The sequence below is a fragment of the Shewanella cyperi genome (assembly GCF_017354985.1).
In the GTDB taxonomy this organism is placed as follows: Bacteria; Pseudomonadota; Gammaproteobacteria; order Enterobacterales; family Shewanellaceae; genus Shewanella; species Shewanella cyperi.
In genome coordinates this window covers 315,891-339,457 of record NZ_CP071501.1, presented here as the reverse complement: position 1 = coordinate 339,457, position 23,567 = coordinate 315,891, and the positions used below count along the sequence as shown (strand labels likewise).

The window sequence follows — 23,567 nt, the reverse complement described above, 5'->3', positions numbered from 1 at the left end:
GGTCACTGCCGTGACCGCCCGCGACTATTGGCGGGTCACATTCAATTGCTAAATCTGTTGCTAAAAAGGACCCCGTGGGGTCCTTGATGGGATCAGTTCAGTGCAGCCTTCTGCACATCGATGATCTCGCGAATGCCGTGCTTGGCCAGCTCCAGCATGCTGAGCAGCTCTTCGTGGCTGAAGGGTTCGCCCTCGGCGGTACCCTGCACTTCGATGATCTTGCCGGTCTCGGTCATCACCACGTTCATGTCTGTCTCTGCGGCGCTGTCTTCCACATATTCCAGATCGCAGATGGCCTCACCATTGTGAATGCCCACACTGACGGCGGCGATCAGGAACTTCAAGGGATTGGCCTTGATGATGCCCTTGCCGCGGGCCCAATTAAGGGCATCCACCAGCGCCACACAGGCACCTGTAATGGCCGCGGTGCGGGTGCCGCCATCGGCCTGGATCACGTCACAGTCGATCACCAGGGTATTTTCACCCAGCAGCTTCATATCCACAGCTGCACGCAGGGCGCGACCGATAAGACGCTGGATTTCCTGGGTGCGACCGGACTGCTTGCCACGGGCCGCTTCCCTGTCCATGCGGGTGTGGGTTGAACGCGGCAGCATGCCGTATTCGGCGGTTACCCAGCCCTGGCCCTGGCCCTTGAGGAAACGGGGTACGCCCTCGGTAAAGCTCGCGGTGCACAACACCTTGGTCTCACCGAACTCCACCAGTACCGAGCCTTCGGCATGGGCGGTGAACTGACGGGTGATGGTGATGGGCCGGGTTTGAGCCGGAGTACGATTACCTGGACGCATGGCGATTCCTGTAAATTTGGGGGATTCATTTAGTTGGCTGCACATTATAGGGCCATGGCGGCCGCTATGCCATGCCGGCTTGGCATTTAGCGCCCAGAGCCGGGCCGATAGCGGAAAAATACTCACCCTGGCGCCGCTTTATGTACCAGGCACTGATCTTTGCCCTGTCTTGTGGTTATAATCGGCCTTCAATCCGGAATCACTTCTGCGGAAAAGCCAATGATCCAAAGCATGACAGCCTATGCTCGTATTGAGCACAAAGCCTCCTGGGGCAACGCCTCCTGGGAGATCCGCTCGGTCAACCAGCGTTACCTTGAGACCTACCTGCGCCTGCCCGAGCAGTTCCGCAGCCTGGAGCCCGTGCTCAGGGACAAGCTGCGCAAACGCCTCAACCGCGGCAAGGTGGAAGTCAATCTGCGCTATGAGCTGGCCGAAGACAGTGGTGCCGAGCTCAACCTCAACCAACCATTGGCCCGCAAACTGCTGGCGGCCGCCGACTGGCTCAAGCAGGAAGCCGGCAGTGGTGAAATCAGCCTCACCGACATACTGCGCTGGCCCGGCGTTATCGCCACAGCCGAGCAGGACATGGATACCATCAGCACCGAGCTGCTGCAGGCCTTTGACACCGCAATCGATCAATTTATCGAGGCTCGCGGCCGCGAAGGCAGCGCCATCAAGGAGATGCTGTTGACCCGCCTTGACGGGGTCGAAGCCCAAATCGCCCTGGTGCGAGCTCACATGCCGAAAGTGATGGAATGGCAGCGGGAAAAACTCACCAGCCGTCTCGCCGAGATCAAGGCCGAGCTGGATCCCGCCCGCCTGGAGCAGGAACTTGTGTTGCTGGCCCAGAAACAGGACGTTGCCGAAGAAATGGACAGACTCGAGGCCCACGTCAATGAGGCCCGCCGTATCCTCAAAAAAGGTGGCAGTGAAGGGCGTCGCCTAGACTTTATGATGCAGGAATTCAATCGCGAGTCGAACACCCTGGCCTCCAAGTCCATCAATTCAGAAGTCACGGCCGCCGCGGTGGAACTCAAGGTCATCATCGAGCAGATGCGCGAACAGATCCAGAACGTGGAATAATCCCATTACTTCCCCCATAAAGAAGAGCGCCTATTGGCGCTCTTCTTTATGGCACCCAGCCCAACTTGGCCACGCTGCTGCGCCTTGCGTTCTACGGTTCACCCCCGGTTACAATTTTTACACTCTGATAACCATCGAGCTTGTGTTATACACGGACACTGACTCAAGAAAGGGGATCTTCTTTAATGAAAAAATCTATTATCGCCAGCACCTTAACCGGACTTCTGTTGATGCAGGGATGCAGTAGTGCTCCTGGCCAGGTTGCAACCAACACCACTGAGGCTGTAACTCAAATAGCATTTGCGCCACGGGTGCAGTCCGATGCACTGGAACAGGGGTATGCGGCCCAACGCAGCGCCCTTATCAGCAAGGTCGATTACCGGTTATCCGTCGACTTCACCCTGGGCGATGAAAGTTTTTCCGGTACCAGTGTGATCACCTTTGACTATAAACCGCTGACAACATTGCCATTGACGGTGGATTTTTATCAGGGAGCCGTGGAAACCATACTCATCAACGGTAAGCCGGCCGAGTTTACTTATAGCAAATGGTTTATCGAAATCCCCTCGCAACAACTGGCTGATGGGCATAACCGCATCGAAATCCGCTACCGCGCCAACTATGGCAATACGGGTACCGGACTGCACCGTTTCAAAGATCCCGAAGATAATGCCGTCTACCTTTACACGGACTTTGAGCCCTACGATGCCAACCGCCTGTTCCCGCACTTTGACCAGCCCGATTTAAAAGCCACCTACCTGCTGGATGTGAAGGCGCCCGCCGATTGGCAGGTGATCTCCAACCAAAGGGAAAGCCGCATAGATGAACAAGAAAACACCAGGCATTGGCAATTTAAGCAAACCGACCGTTTTTCTTCATACGTGTTTGCACTGCACGCCGGTCCCTTTGTCCAGTGGCAAGACAAAGCCGGTGACGTACCCTTAAGACTATTTGCCCGCAAGAGCATGGCAAAGTACGTCAAGCCCGAGGAATGGTTTGAGCCGACCAAGAAGTCATTTGCCTTTTTCAATCAATATTTTGATATCCACTATCCCTACCATAAATACGACCAGCTGATGGTGCCCGATTTCAACTCCGGGGCCATGGAAAACGTCGGCGCAGTGACTTTCAATGAGAGCTATATCAGCCGCGGAGAAAAAACCCTTGATGCCCGCCGTAATCATGCCAACACCATAGCCCACGAACTGGCCCATATGTGGTTTGGCAATCTGGTGACCATGAAATGGTGGGATGGCCTGTGGCTCAACGAAAGCTTTGCCACCTTTATGTCCAACCTGGCGCTGTATAAAACCGAGATGTTCCCGGGAGTCTGGGAAAATTACTACAGCAGCACCAAGCAGTGGGCCTATGGGACCGACGATTCGGTCACCACCCACGCCATTCAACTCGATGTCGCCAATACCACCGAAGCCTTCTCCAACTTCGATGGTATCACCTATGGCAAGGGTGGCTCAGTGCTCAAGCAATTGTGGTTCTATCTGGGCGAGGACAAGTTCCGTGAGGGCGTCAGTCACTACCTGAAAACCCACAGCGAGAAAAACACCCAGTTGGCCGACTTTATCGGCGCGCTGCAACACAGTTCAGGGGTTAACCTCGATGCCTGGTCAAAGGAATGGCTCTACACTTCCGGACTTAACAACATCAAGGTCAGCTATCAGTGTAAAGATGAGCGTATCAGCCAATTCAGCCTGCAACAGGGCCACGGCGAGCACGACAGTACCCTGCGCACCCAAAAAACCCGTATTGCCCTCTTCAATGAAAAGGCCGGCAAACTCACCAAGACCCGGGTTGAAGATCTGATCTATCGGGGAGCCAATACCGACGTCAGTTCACTTATCGGCGCCCCCTGCCCGGATATGGTGTACCCCAACGAGGGCGACTTTGCCTATGCCAAGGTGATTCTTGACGAAAAGTCCCATCAAACCCTGAAGACACATATCAACGGTGTATCAGACAACTATACCCGCCTGATGCTGTGGCAAAGCCTGATTGACGGTGTCAATGAGGCAGAGATCACGCCCATGGAATATGTGGACTTTGCCATGGCCAACCTGCCCAAGGAACAGGACGAAACCATCATAGCCCTGGTGGTGGATGGTCTGGAGTATGCTAATAACGTTCTGTGGGAAGCTCGTCGCCAAGGCAAACAAGTACAAGAAGAAATCACCAATGTTGAAAGCTTCGCCTGGCAACAGCTTAAGGCTGCCAAGCCGGGTTCCGATCTGCAAAAGCTCTGGTTTAATCTGTACATTGGCAGCGTCGACAGTCCAAGCCACTGGCATACCTTGCTGGGCTTTATCAGCGGTAAGGAACAACTCGATGGCTTTACCCTGGATCAGGATAAACGTTGGCGCCTGGTTGGCATGGCGAACCGCTTCCTTCAAGGTGACTATCAGCGATTACTGGAGGAAGAGAAACAGCGCGACAATTCCGATCGGGGCAAGCTGAGCGCCCTGGCGACCGAGGTGTCGCGCCCTCTGGTCGATGTCAAAGCCAAGTGGTTCAGCACCATACAAAATGACGCGGCCAACCTCAAACTCAGGGAACAACAGTTCATCATGTTCTCGCTGTTCAATAACGAACACCCAGAACTGAGGACGCCCTATCTGGACACCATTATCGACACTATTCCCAAGCTTAACGACAGCGCCGATGATCGTTTCCTGGTGAGCTACGCCAATGCCATGCTGCCGTCCAACTGTAACCACGATGATGCTGAACTGCTCGGCAAATTGCTGAACGAGTGGCAGGGGCTTAAGTTCCCCGTGGTGCGCTCACTGAAAGTGAAAAAAGAGCGGGTGGAACGCTGTATAAAGATCATGGATAAGATCCCTGGTTAAACCGGCCAAATCCAACCTGAGAGTGCTGTTATGACACATATGAAACAGGCTCCAAACCATTACGCAGAATGTCTGTGACTGAAAAAAACGGCTGCATTGCAGCCGTTTTTTATTGTGCTTTTGCTGGCGTTTTTGCATTAGGTGGCAATCGGCGCTTCAAAGCCCGGGCCTGTGCAGCAGGTGGTCATCCTGCCAGATGCGCAGCATTTTAGCCTGATCTATATTGCCGCCGGAGAGGATCACCAGCACCTGTTTGGGGCTGGTTTGCTTGCCGAGCCATTGCACCACGGCCTCCATGCTCATGGCACTGGTGGGTTCCACATGCAGCTTCAGCAGGTGCTGTAACCATTGGGTCCAATAGGCGATGCGCTCTTCATCCACCTCGTAAAAATCATCCAGTTGCTGCAACAGGGGGAAGGTCAGAGAACCCACCGCCAGGGTAGCGGCGCCATCGGCCAGGGTGTCGGGTTGGGCGTCGAGACGCACTATTGAGCCACTTCGCAGTGAGCGGGCGGCGTCATTGCCGAGCAAGGGCTCGGCACCGACCACGGCCGCATGGGGACACAGTTCCCGGGTCGCCAGCAGGGTGCCGCTGAGCAGGCCACCACCACCGCAGGGGGCAAACACCCCATCCATGGGCGGCAATTGCCTAAGGGCTTCCAGCGTCGCCGTGCCCTGACCGGCAATAATCTGCGGATGGTTGAAGGGGGGGATCCACACAGTGTCGGCTGCGGCCGCGGCGGCCTGCACCTGCTCATCGGCCTCTTGCCGGGTCTCGCACAGCACCAGCTCGGCACCATAGAAACGGGTCGCGGCGGCCTTGACCTTGGACACGTTCTGCGGGCTGAAAATCTGCGCCGCCACCCCAAACTGGCGCGCGGCATAGGCTACCGCCTGGGCGTGATTGCCCGAGCTGTTGGCGACCACCTTTTTGGGCAGCTTGCCCTGTTCCTTGAGCCAGGCCAGCACATTGGTGGCACCGCGCAACTTGAAGGCACCGACCCGTTGCAGGCATTCGGCCTTGAAAAACACCTTGTGGCCGAGCCAATCGTTCAGCAGGTAGGAACTGACTATCGGGGTCTCACTTATATAGGGTTGAATTCGTTCGCTGGCGGCCAGCACATCGGCATATTGCGGCAGGGACATCTTGGTCTCCATTTATAAGAATACGACTGACTGTAACAGCTTAGGCCCCGATAACAAGTCTGCCGAGGACCAACTCAGCCAAGGGAATGACAAGGACAAAAAAGCCGCCCAAGGGCGGCTTTTTTAATGTCAGGTCAATTGACCCTGGTGACGGTCAAGCTGGGCGCACTCGGGTCCGGCCCTGCTACCGTGAAGCGGTAAGTACCTGCCTCGGCCACATTGAGCTTGAGGTTGGTGCCCTTGGCCGCCAGCGGCTCGGCCTCGTCCAGCGCCACATCGGCAACATCGCCTGACAGGGCACCGAAATCCACTGTGCTCCAATCCGAGCTTGCCACCTTGAACTCAACCGCACCAGCGCCGAGGCTGACGTCTGTGCTGTAGACACCTGCTCCCTGATAGCTTAAGGGGTTGTCTGTGCCCCAGCCATTCATGCCGCCGCGCAGGAACACCTGGGTGCCGGCAAAAATGTCGGTCTTGAACACGGTCAGCAAAGGTTCGCTACGGTTCGACAGGTCAAAGATGAAGCTGTAGCTGGTGTCCTCATCAAAGTTCATGCTGAGGTTACCGCCCTTAACGGCCAGTAATTTCTCCACGCCCAGGGTCACACTGCCATCGGCCTCACCGCTGCCAAAATCCACTGTGCTCCAGTCGCTGGAGGCGAGCTTGAAGCCCTTGCTGCCGGCGGTCAGCGCTACATCGGCCCGGTAAACGCCGCCACCCAGATAGGTCATGGCGTTGTCGGAGCCCCAGCCGTTCATATCACCGCGCAGGTACACCTGGGTGCCGGGGAACGGCTCCTCGTTGTACACGGTCAGCTGCGGATTGTCCTTGTCACTGGCATCGAGGGAGAACACATAGGTCGCCGCCAGGGTTGCGCTGAACTTAAGGTTGGCACCCTTGGCCGCCAATTGCTCAACCACGCCCTCTTCCACATCGGCAACGTCCGCAGACACACCACCAAAGTCCACCGTGCTCCAGTCTTCCGACGCCAGCTTGAACTCATAGTCGCCGGGCGCCAGGGTGATAGCCACCCGGTATTCGCCGTTGCCAACGTATTGCAGTGGATTGCCTGTGCCCCAGCCGTTCAGGCTGCCACGGACATACACTGTGGTGCTGCCATAGGGCACCACATCGGGGGCGCCCACGGTGGCATTGGCCGACAGACCTTCGCCCTGGGCCGCGCCCTGGGCCTTAACAAACACCGCCGTGGTGTAGGCAGGCACTGTGAAGGTGCCCTCGTTATCGCCTGCGCTGAAGCTGGCGCCGCGCACCCTGGCATCGATGGAAGATGCCAGCAGCGGATGCAGGCTGAAGCCCGAGGCCGTAGGTACTGTATGGGACTGGCTGCTTGCCGTGCCATTGACCATCACCACTATGGCGTCGACCGCAGGGTCGAGATCCGTAAGACCCGCACCATCATCCAGGCTCATCACAATCACACCCTGGGTTTGGCGCTTGCCCACGTTGTGGAAGCCAACCCGGGCAATGATGTCCTCGGCTGTGGTCAGACGGAACAGCTTGCTCTGATGACGGATTTGCAGAAACTCGCCAAACACCTCGGCGGCAAAGCCAATCTCGCTGGCCGAGGCCGCGGTATTGGGGTTGGCCGAAATACCGGAGATGGTATTCCAGTTGCCCTGGTTGTCCTGTGCCAGCGGCAGACCCACGTTCCAGTTGTTGCCCGACTGGGTAAAGTCCACATAGTTGAACCAGTCGCCTGAGTCATAGCTGTTGCGGTCCATGGACTTGGAGCGCAGCATGTCACCGCCCAGTTGCAGGAAGGGAATACCCTGGCTCAGCAGTGGCACAGTGGCAGCAATGTTCTGGGCCCTAACTCTGTCTTCCAGGCTCATGCCCACGGGGAGGCTGTATTGCAGCTTGTCCCACAGTGTCTCGTTATCGTGCTTGGACACATAGTTGATGATGTCGGCCGGATCGGTGGCATAGGCCGTGGGCTGGGAATTCCAGCTGAAGCTGCTGCCCTTGGCCGAATTGCCGTTGAAGTCCTTGAGCACATAGTCTTTAAGGTTGCCGGCCATGGACAGCCTGAGGGTGTCCTGATCCCGCAGCACTTCGTCCTTGAGCTCGCTCTGGAACAGGCTGCCACCACGGATGGCTTCACGAATTCTGTCGTTGAAGCTGCCCACCTCGGTGCCGGCCAGATTGGCCTGGGTGGCCTGCTCGAACAGGCGGTTGTCGGCCACCTCGCCGAAGTTCCAGCCCTCACCGTAGAAGTAGGTATCGGGGTCCACGGCACGCACCGCATCCCGCGCCGCCAGCATGGCCGACTTGGGAATATGGCCCATGATGTCGAAACGGAAACCGTCAAAGCCAAAATCCTGCGCCAGTGACACCAGGGTGTCGTTCATCAGCTTAGCCATCATGGCGTGTTCGGTGGCGGTGTTTTCGCAGCAGGTGGAGCGCTGCATGGCACCGGTCACAGGGTCGTAGCGGTGGTAATAACCGGGCACGACCTTGTCGAGCACTGAGTTGTCATACAAGCCGGAGGAGCTGGTGTGGTTGTACACCACGTCGAGCACGGTGCGAAGACCAATGCCGTGCAGCGCCATGTTCATGGCTCTCAGCTCTTTAACCCTGGCCACACCATCGGGGCTTGAGGCATAGCTGCCCTCGGGTGCCAGGAAGTGCTGTGGGTCGTAGCCCCAGTTGAAGCCATCCAGACCACGCATGGCATTCACCAGTGCCTGGGCATCGGCGGAGCCCGGCAGGCTGTCTTCCAGCAGGCTCTGGATAGTGGCGCCCTTGTCCTTGGTCTTACAGGCATCGGCGCTGTCGTTAATCTTGCCGCACAGCTTGCCCAGGGTGTCGGTCAGTTCCACCCGCTCATCTTCCAGCTCGTTCACCGTGGCCATGTCGGTCACAGGCAGCACATGGAAGTGGGTCAGGCCCTTTTGTGCCAGTGAACGCAAATGCTCCACAGGGGCCGACCCCTCTTCGGTGAAGGCCAGGTACTTGCCGCGGTTGGCGGCGCTGGTGCTGTCATCGCGGATGCTGAAGTCGCGGACATGGCCCTCGTACACCACTATGTCCTCGGGATCCGCGCCCTCGGGCACCATATGACCATCCCAGCCATCTGGCTTGGTGTCGGCATCGCTCAGGTTAACAAACTGGCTGAAACGGCCATTGGCGGACACGTTGACCGAGTAAGGATCGGTACTCTCGACGGTTTCCAGTTTTTTGCTGACCGGATGATACAGGGTCAGTTCATAGCGGTAATAGCGACGGTCAAGCCCGGTGCCAGTGAAAGACCAGATACCGGTGGCAGGGTCTTCGGTCATGGTCTCGCTACGGGTTAAGTTTTTCGCCTCGTCATACACCTTGAGGGTCACCGCCTGAGCCGTGGGCGCCCAGAGTCTCGCGGTAACTGCATCGCCTTCATAGCTGATCCCCAGGCTCGCCTCATTGGCATCAGCATCTCCCGAGGTATAGAGGTCATCCAGGGCCCGCGCATTTTGCACATAGGTGGCGGCCAGAGGTTTGCCGTCGGCATCCAGACCGGCCAGCACCAGTTGTTCCTTCACCAAGGCCCTGGCCTCAGTGTCAGAATGGCTGAGCCGATACGCCGGCCAGTTTGCCAGCTGCGGTACCTGGGCCTTTTGCACTTCATTGAGTTCGGTTTGGGTCAGCAGCAACCGAGCGCCACTGAGGTTACCGCGCTCATCGACACCAATGTCGGCATTGGGTGAGTGCAGCAGTACGAACTGACTGATACCTTCGGGGCTTTCATTCCACACCAAGGTGTCTTTATCCAGCCAGTGGGCGCTGGCACCCGAGATGGAAAAACCCACATCCAGAATAGGGAAGTCGTAAACACTACTCTCACCGTGGATGGTGAAGTTGACCCTGTCGAACCTGGCCTCGGCTGCACTGGGATCCTCAAAAGGCTTGAGGTTCATCTTGAGATCGCCATCACCCAGGGCCTTGCCGCTGCCTTCGGTACCTGTGTGTACTATGAAGTTGGCGCAATCACTGTGACCTTCCTTGAGAGTTAATATCCAGTAGGCACCGTAGTTGGGATCTATGCCATCGAAGGGATGACCGTTGGCCCAGCTACTGGTGTCAAACGGCGGCGCATAGGCATCGCAGGTGTCATTGTTCCAGGTGTGCAACTTGTAACCCGGGTAATTGGGATTGGCGCTGCTGTTGTCTTTATCCTTGATGCGGTTGTAATAGAGCACGGCCTGATTTTTACCGGCAAAGACCACTGGGTCCGGCAGCTCGGGGTTGTAACCTACTATGCAGTTTTCATTTTTTGCATCGGGAAACGTGGGCGCCTGGCAGACCTTGGGGGGCGGCGCCACACACTGGGTGCCGCTGGCGTCGGGCACCATGGGCACATCACAGGTCAGCAGTACCTGACCGGGTTCGGATGAATCGCTGCCACAGCCCCACAGCAGGCTGGCGCCGAGCACCAGCGCAGACAGTCGGGCAAGATTAGAGATACTCAACATGAGTTTTCCCTCGGTAAAAGTGAGTTTATGACCTTTTCGAACGGCCTTGGGATTACATGGCATAGGTCACCCCCAGGAAGAATTGACGGCCGAAGTACTGCAGGGTGCCTGTCTTGGCCTCGGTGCCGAAGTAGCTCTTGGTGGGCTCATCGGTGAGGTTGTTGACCTGGAACAGCACTCCGAGATTGTCATTAATCTGGTAGGAGGCCTGGTAATCGAGCACGGTTTCGGCATCGAAATTCACCACTTGGCTGTTGATGGCCACCTGTTCGGACACGAATGACGAGCGGTAACGGGCGCTGACACGGGTCTCAAAACCTTCATAGCCGTAGAACAGGGTCAGGTTGGCAACGTTTTTCGACAGGCCTTCCAGGGTTTGCGGCACACTGTCGCCCCCCAGACTGGTGAATTTCTGCACCTCGCTCTCGGTATAGGAGTAGCTGGCGTTGAGACCGAGACCATCAAAGGGACGGGGCAAGGAGGCAAACACCTGGGTGTAGGCCAGTTCCAGACCGCGGATATAGCCGCCTTCAGTGTTGTTCACCGCCGTGGTGTAGGTACCGTTGGTAGTCGCTTTATGCTCACCGCTGTCGGGATCCACTATGTAATCGGGCACGTTGAAGCCATGACCACGGAAGTCGAAACCTGTAATACCCACAGTGTCGATAAAGGAGTCGATGTTCTTGTAGAACAGGGCCGCCACCAGAGCCCCTTCCTCGAAATAGCGTTCGTAGGACAGGTCATACTGGGTGGCATAAAAGGGCTTCAGGAAGGGGTTGTTGGTGCTGGAGCCGTTAATTACGCCATCGTTATTGGTTGTGGCGCTGGCATCCCCCGCCAAACGGTTGATGGGCGGCCGCGCCATCACCTTGGCAGCGGCAAAACGCAGCTGGCTGTCCTCGGTGAGCTTGAGACTCAGGTTCAGGGAGGGCAGGTAGTCGGTATAGGTGATGCCCACTACGGTCGGGGCATATAGGTTATTGATTATGCCAACCTCATCGACAATGTACTGGGCACCCTGTCTGGGATCACTACCAACGTCCTGCAGCAGGGTGGCCGACTGATCCGTATCCACCCGGCGCAGGCCTATGTTACCCGTCAGCGGCAAACCAGCGATCTCGGTGTCGATATTGAACATCAGGTAGCTCGCCAGCACCTTTTCGTACACCTCGCCGCTTTGCTGCACGGACCAGGAGTAGTCAGAGGTATAGCCCATGGAATCGCTGACCCCTTTGGCATTACCCCAGGTTTGTACCGGCTGGGGAATTCCCTCGGGGAACCAGGCATTGAGGGCCTGGTCGAGATCGATCGCCAGATAGGAGGGGAAATAGCTGAAGTCGCCGCTCCAGTCCACCACTGTCACCATATCTTCGGTCAGTTGCAGCGGCGGCTCGGTGCCGGAGAAGCCACCATCGTTGCCGAACTCAAATACCGAGCGGTCATTGCTGTAGGTCCTGTCGGACCAACGCACGCCAAACTCAACCGATGCCAGCCAGTCGCTGTCGAGATCGTACTTGAAGTCCAGGCGATAGGCTTTGACTTCATCTTCGTTTTCATAGGGATAAATGCCGTACTTGCTCACCATCACCCGGTTGATATCGGAGAAGGCATCGGCCTGGTTAAAGCCCAGATCCGGCAGGTCGAGACCATTGAGCTGATAGCTGATGGAGACGTTTTCATCGAACAGCGGCTTGTCCGCATTGGCATCCACGGCCACGTTTGACCACAGCAGGCCGTTGCGGAAATCGCTCTTGGCGGAGGAATAAGAGACGTCCGCCGCCACATTCAGCCTGTCGGTCACTTGCCAGTCGGCGTTGACCCCAAAGCTGTTGACCTGATCGAAGTCCTGGTTGTCATCGTTGACCAATTCCACCCGGGTATAGCTGCTTGAGGTGCGGTTGAAGGTGCCGCCGATCACCGCATTGCCGTCGAGCACCGGGTTGGCAACGGCAACGTTGGGACCGCCAAGCTTGACCCTAAAGCCGCGGGCAAAGGCCTCGCTGTCAAAGCGCGACAGGAAGGCATCGGCCTTGAGCTTAAAGTTGCTGACCGGCGCCCACTCTATGGCGCCCATATAGCCGTTACGCACCTCAAGCCCACCAAGATGCTGCAACTCGAAGCCTTCGCTGATGTACTCCTTGTTCAGCCCGCCATCCGGACCATTGGTGTCGTTGGCCAGGCCGTCCACATCCTTGCTGTCGTTGTAGGCCAGACCGATAAACTGGGTGGCTACGCTGGGCTGCTCCAGCCGGGCATAGCCCAGGGCCACACCCAGGGTTTCATCGAGGAACTTGCCCTGATAGGAAAAGCTCAGTCTGTGGCCGAATTCCTCGGCGCCATACACTTCGCTGGCCCTGTCGTTGTACATGCCACGGACGTTGACCGTGACATTCTGCTCTTTATCCGCCGCCAGTGGGCTGGCGGTGGCCAGCTCCACCGTGCCTGCCAGACCGCCTTCTATCAGCGATGCCTTGGGTGACTTGTACACGGCGGCGGAGCTGATCAGTTCCGAAGGGTATTGATCGAATTCGATGCTGCGGGAGCCACTGGTGGACACCTGCTCACGGCCATTGAGGGTGGAAAACACAAAACCACCGGACATGCCGCGGATATTGATTTCCGCCGCCTGACCGCCGGTGCGCACCGCCGAGATCCCCGGCAAGCGGGTCAGAGCATCAGCCATGGACACGTCGGGCAAGGCCCCCAGGTCATCGGCGGACAACTGCTCGGAAACGGTATCGCCAAAACGTTTGGCATTGAGTGAATCGATAAGGCTGCGGCGGTAACCTGTGACTTCTATGTGTTCCAGGTCTTCCTGATTGATCTTGGTCTGATTGGCGGTCTCTTTCTCTGTGGCTTCAGCGGTTTGCGTTGGCTCGCTCTGCTGCGGCTCGGCGGCAAAAGCCGCCGAATGCAGCATTGCCCCCGGCAGGCCGGCAGCCGCCAACGCCAGAGTCAGGACACTGGGTTTGAGCTTGAACATGGTTTTTCTCCCTGGTCTTGCGACACTTGTTGTTGCCAACACCCGCCTGTACAGCAGACACCAAGGAGCATTGGATCATGTGGGCCCCATACTAAGCCTGGTCAAATTATCAGCTCAATCTTATGCATACGTATTCACAACAATAACTTAACAATTGCAACAATCAGCAAGGTCAGGGGGCAGAAGAAAAACCGCAAGAAAAACAAAGCCGCGAGCGCTGAAACGAATCGCCGCGGCTGGGGGGATAAAGGGGATCGACTCAGGCCAACAAACGGGCCAGCTCGCTGTGACAGCGGATTTCCAGGTGCGGCTGGATACCGGGATCGATTGCCTTGGCACCCGGGTTGTACCAGCAGGTCTGCATGCCGGCATTGAGACCACCCAGGATGTCGCTGGCCAGGGTGTCGCCCACCATCAGCACCCTGGCGGGATCGGGATTACCCATGGCATCCAGGGCGTGGTCGAAGATGGCCTTGTCGGGCTTGGCGACCCCCACTTCTTCGGAGATCACCAGCACTTCGAAGTGTTCGGCAAAGCCGGTGCGCGCCAGGCGAATGCGCTGCAACTCGGTAAAACCATTGGTGATGATCCCCAAACGATAGCGACCGCGCAGGCCATTGAGCAGTTCGGGCACGCCGGGCAGCGGCGCGCAAATGTCGGCCATGGCCGATAAAAAGCCCGAGTTCAGCTCAGCCGGGGCCACACCCAGACGCTCACCCCAGAGGGCAAAACGGCTTTCCTGCAGAGTTTTGGCATTGATGCGGCCTTCCTGATACTCGACCCACAGGGGCTTGTTCAGCCGCTGATATTCTTCGTATTCGACGGCGCCGAAGTCCACCCCGAAGCCGGCAAACAGCTGTCTGAGTCCGGCAAAGGCATCGAAATGAAACAGGGTTTCGTCGGCGTCAAACAGCACCCAGTCAAATCCGACCTGATCACAATACGACATTCACACTCCCGTTGAATAAGGTGAAGGAGTCGATTGTACGCCAACTCACACTGTCCCCCAAAACTCAACGACGATTGGCGGGCACATCCTTAGCCCCAACCGCGGCATTGGCAACACGCAGGCGGCCGAAATAGTCCTTCGCCGCCGCCCTGACCCTGGGTGCCAACAACAGCGCCGCCGTCATGGTGGGAATGGCCATCAGACCATAGGCACCGTCGATGATATTGACTATGTCGCTGAGGTTATTGGTGGCGGCAAACAAAATCGCCAACAGATACAGGTACAGATACCAGTGCTCGCGCTTGGCGCCGAACAGGAAGGCAAAACACTGGCTGCCGTAAAAGGCCTGGGTGAAGATTGTGGTAATGGCAAAAAAGCTCACGCACACCAGCATCAGATAGGGCCCGACGCCGGGCATGGTTTCGGCAAAGGCGGCGCTCGACAGGCTGATGCCGTTGGCACCGCCGCTCTCCCACACACCGGAAATCAGGATGATCAGCGCCGTGGCCGTGCACACCAGCAGGGTGTCGATGGCCGGACCCAACATGGCCACCAGCCCTTCCTTCACCGGCTCCGAGGTTTTGGCATTGCCGTGCACCATCACCTCTGTGCCCAGGCCCGCCTCGTTGGAAAAGGCCGCGCGCTTGACGCCGGTCAACATGGTGCCCAGCAATCCACCGGCCACAGACTGCACCGAAAAGGCATCGGTCACAATCCGCGCCAGTTGCATGGGCACATCACCCAGGTGAGTGAGGATCACATACAGGGCGCAGCCGACATAGAGCAGGATCATCAGCGGCACCACTCGGGTCGCCACGGCGGCGATGCGCTTTATCCCACCCAGGATCACCAGGGCTACCAGCACCATGATTGCCAGCCCAAGGCTGAATTCCATCCAGAAGTGTTCGCCGCTGCCCACCGCCACCCCCGTGCTACCGGGGGCCAGAAACAGGTATTCCTTGAGGATCTGCACCAGCTGGTTGGTATTGAACAGCGGGAAATTGCCCACCAGGCCCACGGAGCAAAAGAATACCGCCAGCGGCTTCCATTTGCTGCCAAGCCCCTGGGTAATGATGTACATGGGGCCGCCGCGCACCCGCCCGGTTTCATCCTTGCCGCGATACATGATGGCCAGGGTACAGGTAAAAAACTTGGTGGCCATGCCCACCAGGGCGCTGACCCACATCCAGAAAATCGCCCCGGGACCGCCGGCCACTATGGCAATCGCCACCCCGCCGATATTGCCCATACCCACAGTCCCCGCCATGGCGCTGGAAAGCGCCCCTGCGTGGCTGATATTGCCCACCGCATTGGCTTCGGGGTACTTGCCCCGCAGGATATCGATGGCGTGTTTAAGGTATCGAAACGGCACCAAGCCTGAATAGATCAGGAAAAACAAGCCTCCACCCACCAGCAACACCAGCATGTGTGGCCCCCAGGAGAAAGCGGAAAAATCGGCAGCGGCTTGGGCAAAGGAATAAGACGTCTCTGAACTCATGTGTTGAATCTATGTTAACGGCCATGGGGCTAACTTATCAGTCGCAGGCCCCGATAGAAAGCATCGGCGCCTGGCATGAGCAGAATGCATGGAATGAGTGGGAAGCGGGAATGGTGACGCTGCGAGTGAACCCTGTGAGTAAATGCCGTGAGCCAATACTGGGTGGGGAGAGTGCAAACAGGCGGCGTTAAGCAGCCCACCGTGCTAAAGTCGCGCCATTCAGGCGCCGTTCATGCCCCATTAATACACTGGGCATTTCCCCGGTACGGCGGTGACAAAACATTCAGGAGACTCCATGATAAAGCGCAACCTTTGGCCCCAACTGCTGGTCATTCTTATCGCCCTCACCCTGCTGATCCCGGGCCTGACCCTGCCGATGCTGAGCCTCGATGGCCAGGCCGATAAGGCCAAATTTGCCGACACCACCATAGGTATGATGACAGAAGACAGAGAGGTGCGCGGCATTCTCGGCTCGGTATCCGCCCTGCTGGGCTTCAATCGTGTTGAGGGACAGGTGGAAATCTACCAAAAGACCCGCAGCATCTGGGGCACAATTCAGGATCTGGCCGACCACGGCAACCTGCTGGTCGCAGTACTGATAGCCACCTTCTCCGTCATCATCCCCGGCCTCAAGCTGCTGTGCCAGCTGGGGCTACTGGCACTCAAACCCGCAGACCGGCTCGCCCGCAGCCTGCATCATTTTATTGGCCTTATCGGCAAATGGAGCATGGCCGACGTGTTCGTGGTGGCCATTATAGTCAGCTACCTCGCCGGCAACGCCAAGGGCCAGATGGGCGAGCTCATCACAATGCACGCCCAACTGGAACCCGGTTTCTGGTGCTTCACCGGCTACTGCCTGTTTTCCATCGCATCGAATGTGATGATGAGTAGGCTGATTTCGAAATCAGCCCAATAACGTAATGCCAAGCTGCGCTTGGCAAACGTCGTGGGTCTCCACCCCACACCCGGCCAAAAGGGGCTCAACAGCAAGCCCCTCTTACTCTTTCTGAACATATGTCCCTGCCGCCTCCGGACTAAGCTCATTACATGATCCTCATGGGATGAAAAGGACCTCGGAGACGTACCTCATCCAGCAAAACCTCTTATATCAAATTAGACTGAATTTTAATGTGTGATTAGACATTAGCATGTGCTTTTTGCTCTCGCTTTTGTGCTCCAGGACCTTTCCCTGGTCCTGGGTGAGCACCGTGAGCACCTTGCAACGATAAATACTTTTTAGGCACAGCTTTAGGTGTTTCTAGAGGTGGGCAGTCTGTTCTTTTTTCAGGAATAAGCTCTAGTCTTCTACGGACACTTTCACCAAAAAATTGGCGGCAAATCTCCAAGCCCAAGAACTCTCCAATTGCCGGGGGTACAGCGTTTCCAATTTGCATATGCACAGCACGTCGATCACCAGCAAATTCATAGCTATCTGGAAAAGTTTGCAACCGGGCAAGTTCGCGAATTGAAAGCAGCCGCCCCTTCCAGTGGAAGGGGCCTGTTGCCGGACCAGGCTGAGCTTGAATAGTCCAACTTGGTTTATTTTTCGCAAGCTTAAGAAGAAATGACCAAAACCGGGTTCTCCACCCAAATAACGGTATCCCCCCCATTCTCTCTGTGTGCCAGAGATAGTTTTGACCTTCAGGAATCGAAGGCAGGAGGTCGGCCCACTTACCAGAAGGTTTAACTTCGTCCAACCAAATATCAACATCTAAATCACCAATAGCATCCCATGCCGTTAAATATGGTAAACCTTGATCCGGGCATTTCTCAGGATCAAAGTGCGTTGGCGAAGGCAACTTAAAATGTTTTCCATCTCTACTTGCGATAATAAATACGCGTTCCCGTGACTGTGGGACGCCATAATCAACAGCATTAAGACCGATTACGTTTGGGTGATAGTTGGTCTTTTTAACTCTATTGATGTTGTTAAGTTCATCAATAAAAAACTGCAATCCTTCATCCTTTTCGGAAAAGGCAATACCTTTTACATTCTCGAGCAATATAACTTCAGGTAAAGCTTCACCAACAATATCCAAATAGGCTTTTAAGGTTTTTGCCCTAGGATCTGTGAGACGGTTTGTATCACCAGTGGCCCAGTATCCGGATTTGGAAAAAGGCTGACATGGTGGCCCACCTGCAAGTAGAGTAAGTTCCCTAGGTTTAAGCCCTGCCTCATCTAAAAGCTCTTTTGGTGTTAACGCATGAATATCACCTTGAGAGGCGAGCTTCCATTGAGGGTGGTTTAATATAATTGTATTTTGGGCCGCTGTATCAATTTCGACACAGAGCTTATTGATGAATCCTGCTGCTTTTAGCCCGAGATCTAAACCACCGGCGCCACTAAAAAGCGACATCATATACTTAGCTGGCTTAGTGCTCACACGTTCGTCTCTTTTTTCTGATATTCGAATAACTCATCTACAGATATACCTAGGGACTCACAGAGAGTGTTGATAGTATCTAAATCAATTCGTACCAATGTTTCATGATACATCCTTGTTAAAGTTCCCCTGTTGATCCCAGTTTTTCTAGATACATCGGATATTTTGAGCTTTTGCTCCCCCATCACTTTTGAAAGATGACATTTTATCATTTAATGGCTCATTTTGTTCTGTAGGAGATTATTTTGATGCTGAACCAATGTTACCATCATCTTCCTCACTTTGCGATTCCGCAATGAAGGACGGCGGATTAGTTTCTGAAAAAAAATGAGATCTAAATCACTATTAATTTCCATGACACCTCTTCTTATTGATAACTATCAACTTTACAATCAAAGACATTATTAGAAACAGATGTTCTCCGCATGGTGAATGTAGATACACTTCATGAACAATCACAACTGATCACTTACCGATCGGATCTGGGCCATCATTGAACGTGGAGCACGACACGCACACGAATTAAAGGCCGAAATTCTTCGGGTAATTCTTCACTTTGGGGGAGAGGAGCAAATGGATCTGCCCACAGCAATATTCGATAGGGAAGACGACATGCCAGATGCTGGTCATGTCGCTTTGAAAGTCACGGATATAGGGGAATATATCCGACATCACTCTTGTGCTCGCCGCTTGAAGCTTGGGCATGATGAGCGGCAATTGCGACGCGAGCTACCCTTCTATAACCGCCTATTCAATCCGCTTGACCCTGTCTTGCGTACTGCTGGAGCCGATCGTGAAGACGAAGTTGATGATGGCCTGGTTGCCGAAGATTTTGTTGACCTAACAAGATTTCGTGCTCGAAGAGATGCTGGCGAAGATACCCAAACGACATGGATGGAATTTGCAGAGGTACTTAGGACACTTGTGCCTGGGCAACTAGCGTTTGGACGCGAGATAGATGTAAGTGGATTCGTCGGTGCCTTTGAAGTGCTTGGTCGGATCGATTTCGTGATCGTTGAATGGCATGACCTTTTACCACGGATTCGTCTTGTTGAATGCAAAGCTTCACGGAAAGATAAGACGTATCAGCGAATTCAAGCGGCTATCTACAGGTTGCTGGTCCGAGGGCTGGTCGAAGTTCATGGTCTGGAGATCGCCGGAGCCGCTGTCCATGCGAATTCGATTGAAGCTGTCGTAGCGAGAATCGACGAAGGTACGGAAGAAGTTCAACCAGTACGGGGCCTGACCGCGCTTGACTTGGAGGTCGAAACCTCAGATGTCTTACGGCTCCTTGAACAAAGTGGACAAATAGATACTGTCTTCACCACGGATCTCAATGACCTTCCATACACGATTGAATCTAAGTGTGATCACTGTAAATTCAACGTGGTCTGTCTTCCCGAAGCTGGCCGCACTCGAGCCATGCAACTAGTTGCCATCGACTCATCTGCGGCAAGGGTTCTCAAGAGCAATGGAATTGGCAACATCGATCAGCTAGCCGAGCTAGATCTTGACTCGCCTGCTGCGCGAGGATGCAGAACTGCCCCAGGATTCTCAGGCAATTTATCCCTACTTAAAGCGCTTGCGCGAGCTCGTAGAACAACTCTACCAAACGGAGCACATAAGCCAGAGGACTATCCTGTAGCCAGACTCCCTTGGCGAGTGCAAAGTCAATTGCCGAAGTTCGAGAGTCAAGGTGTTCCTGTAGTTCGAATCTACTTAGGTGTTCACTACGATTATGTTGAGAATAGAATTGGTTCTCTCGCAGCTCATATCACAACGAGCCAATGGCAACTTCATACACCGTTCCAACATACGAATGGTCGGTGGGCTCCAGAGGCAACGATAGTTGAGCGGCTTAAGACGGAAGCGGTTGGAGAGGATGGCAGGCCCATCTATCAGCAACGGGAGCTTACTGAATGTCGAGACATCATTCGGACACGCGCAGCCCCATGGTCAAGTAATCATGACACAGCCTCAGGACAAGAAGCCGAACTACTACAAGGCTTCTTCGATGATTTGATAAATGCAATCGTAGACATTGCACCAGGACGGCTTGCGCCAATTCATTTCTATGTCTGGGCACGTGCTGAAATGTCACAACTTATCGAAGCATGCCTTCGGTCAAACACACGACTACTACGTAGCCTTCAGGAACTGATGGGCTGCAGAGAACCGCTCGATCAGCTAATTTTTTCTTGTATTGGTGAAGAAGCTGACAATCAGCTTGCTTTTGGCTGGACTGGCCGCGGGCTGTCTGTCTTGACTTCGTTAAGATGGTTCGGTGAGCGGTTTCATTGGACTCGCACGATTAACCGTAAGTCAGTGCCCCTGGACTGGGTCTTCCGACAAGACCTCTTTGATTTCAAGACAGCACTTGAACTTCGACCAAATAACGAATGGGCTCGAGAACGTGATGTTGATAAGACTGAACACCATTTTGAGATCAGGAGTCGCTTCTTTGATTCGCTCAGTGCCCCATATTGGAGGGCCTACTGGAACACCCTTCCTAAACCAGAAACAGCAGAAGACGCGCAGCAACGCGGTCAACTGGAGCGCTATTACGAAGCAACACAACCAAATTATCTTCAAGGGCTTCTGCAAGCGCGTGTGCATGCCATGCGATGGGTGGAATGGTTCCTTCCTCGCAACGACGAAATTTCAAAGCCTCAGCTTGATGTTGTTGCTCTGAGACAATTCAATCTAGGCATAACAACACCAGCAGAAGCCGCGCTCGATTTCCTGAGACTAGATCACCATGTCAAGATTGCTGAGTGGTTATCGATACATATGGTGCCGGCTGCAAATCGAGTAGCCAAGGGAATTACGCTCCCGCTCCGTAATGTGCAGGTTGCGACTGGAGGGAAAGAGCTGACAGCAGAAATTGATGTTGGTACTTATAAGACTGACCTGGCGACTCTGCGAAACATCTTCAGTGGTGCAGAGTTTGCTAGATTAAGTCCACACTCCGGAGATCCAGAGATAGGTCAAACAATTAACCAACTGCTTTTTGGCGGCTCTACTTGTGTAGTTGAAGATATCGATTGGACAAGAGGATTCGTCCGCCTTTCCCCTCTATACTCGAAAAGCGGTCGATATATAGCTGCTAGCAAAGCAGCTGATAAGATTGCTTTTTCGTTTGCAACATTAGATGAAAGCGTAAGTGACTTCGTGGCACCAAAAGCCGATGCCAGACTTGTCGAAGTTCCCGCTCATCACACATTCCAATGGCTCGATACGGCTAACCCTCGCGTACCAGCAAAGGCTGCGCTCGAAGAGAACTCAAGCCAACGCTTGCTTGCTGCACTGTCTGCATTCCGTACTTTAGAAGGCTATCAGTTGATGCCCGACCAGCAGCAAGCTGTTATTGAGGGTGAGTCCGCACGAATTCAACTCTTACAAGGCCCTCCTGGAACAGGTAAAACGCAGACGACGGCAGCAAGCGTTTTATCACGTTGCTGGATAGGGCTTCAAGCTGGCGATATTGTTGTAATTGGCGCACAGACGCACACGGCTGTTAACGAACTCATGAGCCGCATTCTAACAACTGTAGAACCTTTACAACACAGCTTTGCAGCTGCGGGACTACCAACCCCCCCCGTGAATCTCTTCCGCGTTGACCCAAGAGAAAATGAAGACTTAGACGGCATAGCAACACTTCATAGCACTGCGGCAGTCAGGGCTCTCAAAAGCGCTCAAGCGAACGGAATTGTCATCCTCGGTGGCACTACAACTGCGCTATTGAAGTTGGCAGCTAATCTCGACTCATCAGCTGCGTTTGGAAAACGGCCCACCGGATTCCAGAGCAAACTGTTAATTATCGACGAAGCCAGCATGATGGTGCTCGCTCATTTCCTAGCTTTGACAACTCTTGTCGCCGCAGATGGTCAAATTATGCTCGCGGGTGATCACAGGCAGCTTGCGCCAATAGTTGCTCATAACTGGGAAGAAGAAGACAGGTACCCAGTAACTGTTTACCAACCTTATGTAAGCGCCTATGAAGCTGTGCGCGGTATTAAGGTTAACCGCAAAGTTGCAGACAATCAGGTTGTGCTGTCTTCATTGACATTCACCTTCCGACTGCCAGAGGTTGTTCGTCATCTTATAAATCCCGTTTACGAGCGCGACAACATTCAATTGTTGGGTAGGGAGGATGCCGAAGGAATGGTAAATCATGCTCACGAAGTTGATGCTGAATCCCCCTGGAGTGCAATCTGGACTGATTCAGCAAGGCTGCATCTCGTAGTACATGACGATCAAACCTCGGTAAAAGCAAATCCGCTTGAAGTGGAGATTATCGAGGCCATTCTTCAAAGCAAGAACAGGCATAGTCCCAAAAGCGTGGTGGTAATGACCCCGCACCGTGCTCAACGCAGCCTTCTGACACAGCAGCTTGGTAAGCGTGATGAAATTCTTCGCATTGATACCGTAGAGAAGATGCAAGGGGGCGAATGTCCGGTTGTAGTTGTATCGGCAACAGCAAGTGATACGGCTGCTATTACTAAGAATGCTGCGTTTATCTTGGACTTAAACCGCGCCAACGTTGCATTCTCTAGAACGCAAGAACGCCTCATTGTGGTATGTGCGAAATCTCTTCTGGATAATGTGCCGGCAGATCTAGAGAACTATGAATCAGCCATGCTTTGGAAAGCCATCAGAGAGCTGTGCAGTCACATGGTAGGACATGTCGATATAGGGGAGAAACATGCAACAATTTATTCGCCTATACCGAGAGAGTAACGGTAAAGCCAATTTGTTGCAGACGTTTGGCATCAGGCTGCCTTTGAAATTCTGTGGTTCTAGGCAGTCACATCTGATTTGCTGATGATGACACTTGTTTACAAGTGGCACCGAGACACTCATAGCTGTTGCTTGAACTACAAGCTCACTTCCGGACTGTATCAGCCGAATGGCTTGCATCAATTGCAAGCAATAGAACGATTTTGAGTGTCTCTGTTCCGAACGATTAGTATCGTATCAATCGTGTTATCACTAAAGCTAAATGGAGGGCTTTCACACAGCACTTGCGGCGTACTTTTTTATTTAATTCAACTGAGAACAAGGGAATGCTAATGGCGATTATCAGAAAAATGGAGCCTCTGACGCTCACTAGATCTTCGGAACACACAGAAGTCAATGCAACTTACACCTGGGTCGTCGATTCTACTGGCAAACGGCACTTACAGATTGACACCTATGGCTCTAAAGAACGCCAAGAAAAAGGGAAAAAGAGCCAAAGTATTAGATTTTCTCCTGAAGCGATAACCCAACTTAAACAACTGCTATCGACGTCTTAGTTGGAAAGGTTTGCAGAATACACCAATCCCCATCGAAGCCGCTTTGGCTGTTGGGCGTGGGAAAACGACCAAGACAAGATAGGGATAT

The 23,567-nt window shown here is 54.4% G+C and carries 12 protein-coding genes; 4 read left to right on the top strand and 8 right to left on the bottom strand.

The features are described 5' to 3' along the window. Nucleotides 1-92 precede the first annotated feature (92 nt). Nucleotides 93-806, bottom strand: coding sequence for a ribonuclease PH (gene rph / locus JYB84_RS01460; protein ID WP_207321695.1), 714 nt, complete (start codon nt 804-806; stop codon nt 93-95). Nucleotides 807-1,025: 219 nt separating this feature from the next. Here rph and JYB84_RS01455 point away from each other — a divergent pair, with 219 nt between their 5' ends. Next, entirely contained in the window at nt 1,026-1,889 is an 864-nt protein-coding gene (locus tag JYB84_RS01455) for a YicC/YloC family endoribonuclease (protein WP_207321694.1), read from the top strand. Between the two features lie 185 nt (nt 1,890-2,074). Then, nucleotides 2,075-4,750, top strand: coding sequence for an aminopeptidase N (gene pepN / locus JYB84_RS01450; protein ID WP_207321693.1), 2,676 nt, complete (start codon nt 2,075-2,077; stop codon nt 4,748-4,750). A gap of 156 nt (nt 4,751-4,906) precedes the next feature. On the opposite strand, the gene JYB84_RS01445 is transcribed toward pepN, so the two are convergent. From JYB84_RS01445 to JYB84_RS01425, 5 genes are all read right to left on the bottom strand, one after another. Beyond that, on the bottom strand, nt 4,907-5,896 hold the full coding sequence (locus JYB84_RS01445) for a serine/threonine dehydratase (protein ID WP_207321692.1): 990 nt from the start codon (nt 5,894-5,896) through the stop codon (nt 4,907-4,909). Nucleotides 5,897-6,030: 134 nt separating this feature from the next. Beyond that, nucleotides 6,031-10,368: an alpha-1,6-glucosidase domain-containing protein gene (locus tag JYB84_RS01440; protein WP_207321691.1), complete on the bottom strand. Its 4,338-nt coding sequence runs from the start codon at nt 10,366-10,368 to the stop codon at nt 6,031-6,033. A 52-nt stretch (nt 10,369-10,420) separates the two neighbouring features. After that, a complete protein-coding gene (locus JYB84_RS01435; RefSeq protein WP_207321690.1) occupies nt 10,421-13,351 on the bottom strand; it encodes a TonB-dependent receptor in 2,931 nt (976 codons plus the stop codon). A 259-nt stretch (nt 13,352-13,610) separates the two neighbouring features. Further along, complete coding sequence (gene yjjG, locus JYB84_RS01430; protein WP_207321689.1) at nt 13,611-14,300, bottom strand: pyrimidine 5'-nucleotidase; 690 nt, start codon at nt 14,298-14,300, stop codon at nt 13,611-13,613. A gap of 64 nt (nt 14,301-14,364) precedes the next feature. Beyond that, nucleotides 14,365-15,798, bottom strand: coding sequence for an alanine/glycine:cation symporter family protein (locus JYB84_RS01425; protein WP_207321688.1), 1,434 nt, complete (start codon nt 15,796-15,798; stop codon nt 14,365-14,367). 295 nt (nt 15,799-16,093) lie between these two features. Between JYB84_RS01425 and JYB84_RS01420 the strand changes: the two genes are divergently transcribed. Then, nucleotides 16,094-16,714 carry a paraquat-inducible protein A gene (locus JYB84_RS01420; protein ID WP_207321687.1) on the top strand — a complete coding sequence of 207 codons (621 nt, stop codon included), beginning with the start codon at nt 16,094-16,096 and terminating at the stop codon, nt 16,712-16,714. A gap of 220 nt (nt 16,715-16,934) precedes the next feature. Here JYB84_RS01420 and JYB84_RS01415 read toward each other — a convergent pair whose 3' ends face one another. Then, nucleotides 16,935-18,182 (bottom strand): DNA cytosine methyltransferase, encoded by a 1,248-nt coding sequence (locus JYB84_RS01415; protein WP_228290857.1) that lies wholly within the window; start codon nt 18,180-18,182, stop codon nt 16,935-16,937. Further along, on the bottom strand, nt 18,179-18,367 hold the full coding sequence (locus JYB84_RS01410; protein WP_407696022.1) for a helix-turn-helix domain-containing protein: 189 nt from the start codon (nt 18,365-18,367) through the stop codon (nt 18,179-18,181). The genes JYB84_RS01415 and JYB84_RS01410 overlap by 4 nt, the downstream gene beginning before the upstream one ends. A gap of 388 nt (nt 18,368-18,755) precedes the next feature. Here JYB84_RS01410 and JYB84_RS01405 point away from each other — a divergent pair, with 388 nt between their 5' ends. Then, nucleotides 18,756-22,922: an AAA domain-containing protein gene (locus tag JYB84_RS01405; RefSeq protein ID WP_207321685.1), complete on the top strand. Its 4,167-nt coding sequence runs from the start codon at nt 18,756-18,758 to the stop codon at nt 22,920-22,922. Nucleotides 22,923-23,567 lie beyond the last annotated feature (645 nt).

Excerpts from the sequence above, each read along its gene's own strand:
- JYB84_RS01405 (WP_207321685.1), top strand. The coding sequence starts at position 18,756 with ATGGATCTGCCCACAGCAATATTCGATAGGGAAGACGACATGCCAGAT.
- JYB84_RS01425 (WP_207321688.1), bottom strand. The coding sequence starts at position 15,798 with ATGAGTTCAGAGACGTCTTATTCCTTTGCCCAAGCCGCTGCCGATTTT.
- JYB84_RS01445 (WP_207321692.1), bottom strand. The coding sequence starts at position 5,896 with ATGTCCCTGCCGCAATATGCCGATGTGCTGGCCGCCAGCGAACGAATT.
- JYB84_RS01410 (WP_407696022.1), bottom strand. The coding sequence starts at position 18,367 with ATGGGGGAGCAAAAGCTCAAAATATCCGATGTATCTAGAAAAACTGGG.
- JYB84_RS01440 (WP_207321691.1), bottom strand. The coding sequence starts at position 10,368 with ATGTTGAGTATCTCTAATCTTGCCCGACTGTCTGCGCTGGTGCTCGGC.
- JYB84_RS01455 (WP_207321694.1), top strand. The coding sequence starts at position 1,026 with ATGATCCAAAGCATGACAGCCTATGCTCGTATTGAGCACAAAGCCTCC.
- JYB84_RS01435 (WP_207321690.1), bottom strand. The coding sequence starts at position 13,351 with ATGTTCAAGCTCAAACCCAGTGTCCTGACTCTGGCGTTGGCGGCTGCC.
- pepN (WP_207321693.1), top strand. The coding sequence starts at position 2,075 with ATGAAAAAATCTATTATCGCCAGCACCTTAACCGGACTTCTGTTGATG.
- JYB84_RS01420 (WP_207321687.1), top strand. The coding sequence starts at position 16,094 with ATGATAAAGCGCAACCTTTGGCCCCAACTGCTGGTCATTCTTATCGCC.
- yjjG (WP_207321689.1), bottom strand. The coding sequence starts at position 14,300 with ATGTCGTATTGTGATCAGGTCGGATTTGACTGGGTGCTGTTTGACGCC.
- rph (WP_207321695.1), bottom strand. The coding sequence starts at position 806 with ATGCGTCCAGGTAATCGTACTCCGGCTCAAACCCGGCCCATCACCATC.